Origin of the sequence: Rheinheimera riviphila, assembly GCF_004005945.1 — a bacterium.
Classification (GTDB): Bacteria; Pseudomonadota; Gammaproteobacteria; order Enterobacterales; family Alteromonadaceae; genus Pararheinheimera; species Pararheinheimera riviphila.
Genome location: NZ_SACS01000043.1, coordinates 1 through 4,973 on the forward strand (window position 1 = coordinate 1; position 4,973 = coordinate 4,973).

A 4,973-nucleotide genomic window follows, 5' to 3' on the forward strand; every position below is an offset into this window, starting at 1 on the left:
TCAAAACAACTTGGGCGTTGTATGGTTAAGCCTCTCGGGCAATTAGTATGAGTTAGCTTAACGTATCACTACGCTTCCACACCTCACCTATCAACGTTGTGGTCTCCAACAACCCTTATGTGTACTCAAGGTACAAGGGATGACTCATCTCTTGGCCGGCTTCCCGCTTAGATGCTTTCAGCGGTTATCCGTTCCGAACGTAGCTACCGGGCAGTGCCATTGGCATGACAACCCGAACACCAGCGGTTCGTTCATTCCGGTCCTCTCGTACTAGGAACAACTCCAATCAATCATCCAACGCCCACGGCAGATAGGGACCGAACTGTCTCACGACGTTCTAAACCCAGCTCGCGTACCACTTTAAATGGCGAACAGCCATACCCTTGGGACCGACTTCAGCCCCAGGATGTGATGAGCCGACATCGAGGTGCCAAACACCGCCGTCGATATGAACTCTTGGGCGGTATCAGCCTGTTATCCCCGGAGTACCTTTTATCCGTTGAGCGATGGCCCTTCCATACAGAACCACCGGATCACTAAGACCTACTTTCGTACCTGCTCGACGTGTCTGTCTCGCAGTTAAGCTGGCTTCTGCCTTTGCACTAACCGTACGATGTCCGACCGTACTTAGCCAACCTTCGTGCTCCTCCGTTACTCTTTAGGAGGAGACCGCCCCAGTCAAACTACCCACCAGACACTGTCCGCAATCCCGATTAGGGACCCACGTTAGAACATCAAACATGCAAGGGTGGTATTTCAAGGACGGCTCCATCGTGACTAGCGTCACAACTTCAAAGCCTCCCACCTATCCTACACATACAGGGTCAATGTTCAGTGCCAAGCTATAGTAAAGGTTCACGGGGTCTTTCCGTCTAGCCGCGGGTATACGGCATCTTCACCGCAATTTCAATTTCACTGAGTCTCTGGTGGAGACAGCCTGGCCATCATTACACCATTCGTGCAGGTCGGAACTTACCCGACAAGGAATTTCGCTACCTTAGGACCGTTATAGTTACGGCCGCCGTTTACCGGGGCTTCGATCAAGAGCTTCGCTTGCGCTAACCCCATCAATTAACCTTCCGGCACCGGGCAGGTGTCACACCCTATACGTCCTCTCTCGAGTTTGCAGAGTGCTGTGTTTTTAATAAACAGTTGCAGCCAGCTGGTCACTGCGACTCTCAGATGCTTACGGAGCAAGTCCTTCACACCCAAGAGCGTACCTTCTCCCGAAGTTACGGTACTATTTTGCCTAGTTCCTTCACCAGAGTTCTCTCAAGCGCCTTGGTATTCTCTACCTGACCACCTGTGTCGGTTTCGAGTACGGTCGACAAGTACCTGAAGCTTAGAGGCTTTTCCTGGAAGCGTGGCATCAACAGCTTCACCACCTTAGTGGCTCGTCTCGTATCTCAGTCTTAGGCATCCGGATTTTCCTAAACGCCCAACCTACATACTTTCACATGGACTACCAACGCCATGCCTGCCTAGCCTTCTCCGTCCCCCCATCGCAGTACTGTCGGTACGGGAATATTAACCCGTTTCCCATCGACTACGGCTTTCGCCCTCGCCTTAGGGGCCGACTTACCCTACCCTGATTAGCATGGGATAGGAACCCTTGGTCTTCCGGCGGGGGAGTTTTTCACTCCCCTTATCGTTACTTATGTCAGCATTCGCACTTCTGATACCTCCAGCAGACTTCACAATCTACCTTCAACGGCTTACAGAACGCTCCTCTACCACTTGTGCTTAGCACAAGTCCACAGCTTCGGTGCATGGTTTAGCCCCGTTACATCTTCCGCGCAGACCGACTCGACTAGTGAGCTATTACGCTTTCTTTAAAGGGTGGCTGCTTCTAAGCCAACCTCCTAGCTGTCTATGCCTTTCCACATCGTTTTCCACTTAACCATGACTTTGGGACCTTAGCTGGTGGTCTGGGTTGTTTCCCTTTTCACGGCGGACGTTAGCACCCGTCGTGTGTCTCCCGAGTAGTACTCATTGGTATTCGGAGTTTGCAAAGGGTTGGTAAGTCGGGATGACCCCCTAGCCTTAACAGTGCTCTACCCCCAATGGTATTCGCTCGAGGCGCTACCTAAATAGCTTTCGAGGAGAACCAGATATCTCCGAGCTTGATTAGCCTTTCACTCCGACCCACAAGTCATCCCCTAATTTTTCAACATTAGTGGGTTCGGTCCTCCAGTTAGTGTTACCCAACCTTCAACCTGCTCATGGGTAGATCGCCCGGTTTCGGGTCTACACCCTGCAACTATTCGCCCAGTTAAGACTCGGTTTCCCTACGGCTCCCCTATTCGGTTAACCTCGCTACAGAATGTAAGTCGCTGACCCATTATACAAAAGGTACGCAGTCACCCCACGAAGGGGCTCCCACTGCTTGTACGTACACGGTTTCAGGTTCTATTTCACTCCCCTAACAGGGGTTCTTTTCGCCTTTCCCTCACGGTACTGGTTCACTATCGGTCAGTCAGGAGTATTTAGCCTTGGAGGATGGTCCCCCCATCTTCAAACAGGATGTCTCGTGTCCCGTCCTACTCGTTTTCACTGATGAAGACTTTTCGTGTACGGGGCTATCACCCTGTATCGCGGCACTTTCCAGAGCCTTCCACTAATTCTTCACCAACTTAAGGGCTAGCCCCCTTTCGCTCGCCGCTACTAAGGGGATCTCGGTTGATTTCTTTTCCTCGGGGTACTTAGATGTTTCAGTTCTCCCGGTTCGCCTCGTATGACTATGTATTCATCATACGATACCAGATAAATCTGGTGGGTTTCCCCATTCGGACATCTGTGAGTCTAACGTCTCTTACCGACTTCTCACAGCTTTTCGCAGGTTAGCACGTCCTTCATCGCCTCTGACTGCCAAGGCATCCACCGTGTACGCTTAGTCACTTAACCATACAACCCCAAATTGTCTTTGAAATCGTAAGTATCGTGCTTAAGGTTCACAATAAAATTGTTGACCTTTATTTTTACTACTATCAGCTTGCCTAATTGTTAAAGAGCGTTGAGCATAAAGCTCAAAGAGAAGCACTTGATTTCAAGAACTTGTCTTTGAGTTTTCAAACAGTAATTTCATTTCTTAAGAATGGTGGAGTTAAGCGGGATCGAACCGCTGACCTCCTGCGTGCAAGGCAGGCGCTCTCCCAGCTGAGCTATAACCCCATTTACCGCTTCGTTCTTTACTTTTATACTTCACCTTTGTTTGTTCGTCTCGTCAGTCATGTACAGCAGTACATTCCTTCCTCATCTCACAAAGTCGGCTCGTCTAAAAGCAAACCACTCGCGTTAAACCCTTTCGGATTTAATGGTAATTCTGTTTTAGGCAAGGCGCTTTGAAACGAAGTGTACTCTTGTACACGAGTTTTAAAGCAACGACGCATAAAGCAGAATTTGGTTGGTCTGAGTAGACTCGAACTACCGACCTCACCCTTATCAGGGGTGCGCTCTAACCACCTGAGCTACAGACCAGCCGTAACCGCAATGGTTCTTACTGTTTGCTCTACGTTTACAATCAATCATCTGTGTGGACACTACGTAAAATAGTTCCGCTTTAGGTAAGGAGGTGATCCAACCCCAGGTTCCCCTAGGGTTACCTTGTTACGACTTCACCCCAGTCATGAATCACAAAGTGGTAAGCGCCCTCCCGAAGGTTAAGCTACCTACTTCTTTTGCAACCCACTCCCATGGTGTGACGGGCGGTGTGTACAAGGCCCGGGAACGTATTCACCGCAACATTCTGATTTGCGATTACTAGCGATTCCGACTTCACGCAGTCGAGTTGCAGACTGCGATCCGGACTACGATATGCTTTAAGAGATCCGCTCACTGTCGCCAGCTTGCCTCCCTCTGTACATACCATTGTAGCACGTGTGTAGCCCTACTCGTAAGGGCCATGATGACTTGACGTCGTCCCCACCTTCCTCCGGTTTATCACCGGCAGTCTCCCTAGAGTTCCCACCATTACGTGCTGGCAACTAAGGATAAGGGTTGCGCTCGTTGCGGGACTTAACCCAACATTTCACAACACGAGCTGACGACAGCCATGCAGCACCTGTCTTACGGTTCCCGAAGGCACATCTGCATCTCTGCAAACTTCCGTAGATGTCAAGAGTAGGTAAGGTTCTTCGCGTTGCGTCGAATTAAACCACATGCTCCACCGCTTGTGCGGGCCCCCGTCAATTCATTTGAGTTTTAATCTTGCGACCGTACTCCCCAGGCGGTCTACTTAGTGCGTTAGCTGCGCTACTCACAGTACAAGACCACGAACAGCTAGTAGACATCGTTTACGGCGTGGACTACCAGGGTATCTAATCCTGTTTGCTCCCCACGCTTTCGCACCTGAGCGTCAGTATTGTGCCAGGGGGCCGCCTTCGCCACTGGTATTCCTCCAAATCTCTACGCATTTCACCGCTACACTTGGAATTCTACCCCCCTCTCACATACTCTAGTTGGCCAGTTTCAAATGCAATTCCCAGGTTGAGCCCGGGGCTTTCACATCTGACTTAACCAACCGCCTGCGTGCGCTTTACGCCCAGTAATTCCGATTAACGCTTGCACCCTCTGTATTACCGCGGCTGCTGGCACAGAGTTAGCCGGTGCTTCTTCTGCGAGTAACGTCAAAAAGCCGTGCTATTAACACAACTCCCTTCCTCCTCGCTGAAAGTGCTTTACAACCCGAAGGCCTTCTTCACACACGCGGCATGGCTGGATCAGGCTTGCGCCCATTGTCCAATATTCCCCACTGCTGCCTCCCGTAGGAGTCTGGACCGTGTCTCAGTTCCAGTGTGGCTGATCATCCTCTCAAACCAGCTAGAGATCGTCGCCTTGGTGAGCCATTACCTCACCAACTAGCTAATCCCACGTAGGCGCATCCGATAGCATGTGGCCCGAAGGTCCCACACTTTGGTCCGTAGACATTATGCGGTATTAACAGTCGTTTCCAACTGGTATCCCCCTCTATCGGG

At 50.7% G+C, this 4,973-nt stretch carries 2 tRNA genes and 2 rRNA genes; all 4 read right to left on the bottom strand.

Annotation, left to right across the window (positions count from 1 at the left end):
• Nucleotides 1-21: 21 nt before the first annotated feature.
• Nucleotides 22-2,904 (bottom strand): 23S ribosomal RNA (locus tag EOE67_RS20250).
• A 191-nt stretch (nucleotides 2,905-3,095) separates the two neighbouring features.
• Nucleotides 3,096-3,171: transfer RNA gene (locus EOE67_RS20255), tRNA-Ala, on the bottom strand.
• Nucleotides 3,172-3,400: 229 nt separating this feature from the next.
• A tRNA-Ile gene (locus tag EOE67_RS20260) sits at nucleotides 3,401-3,477 on the bottom strand.
• Between the two features lie 87 nt (nucleotides 3,478-3,564).
• Nucleotides 3,565-4,973, bottom strand: a 16S ribosomal RNA gene (locus EOE67_RS20265); the annotation flags it as partial.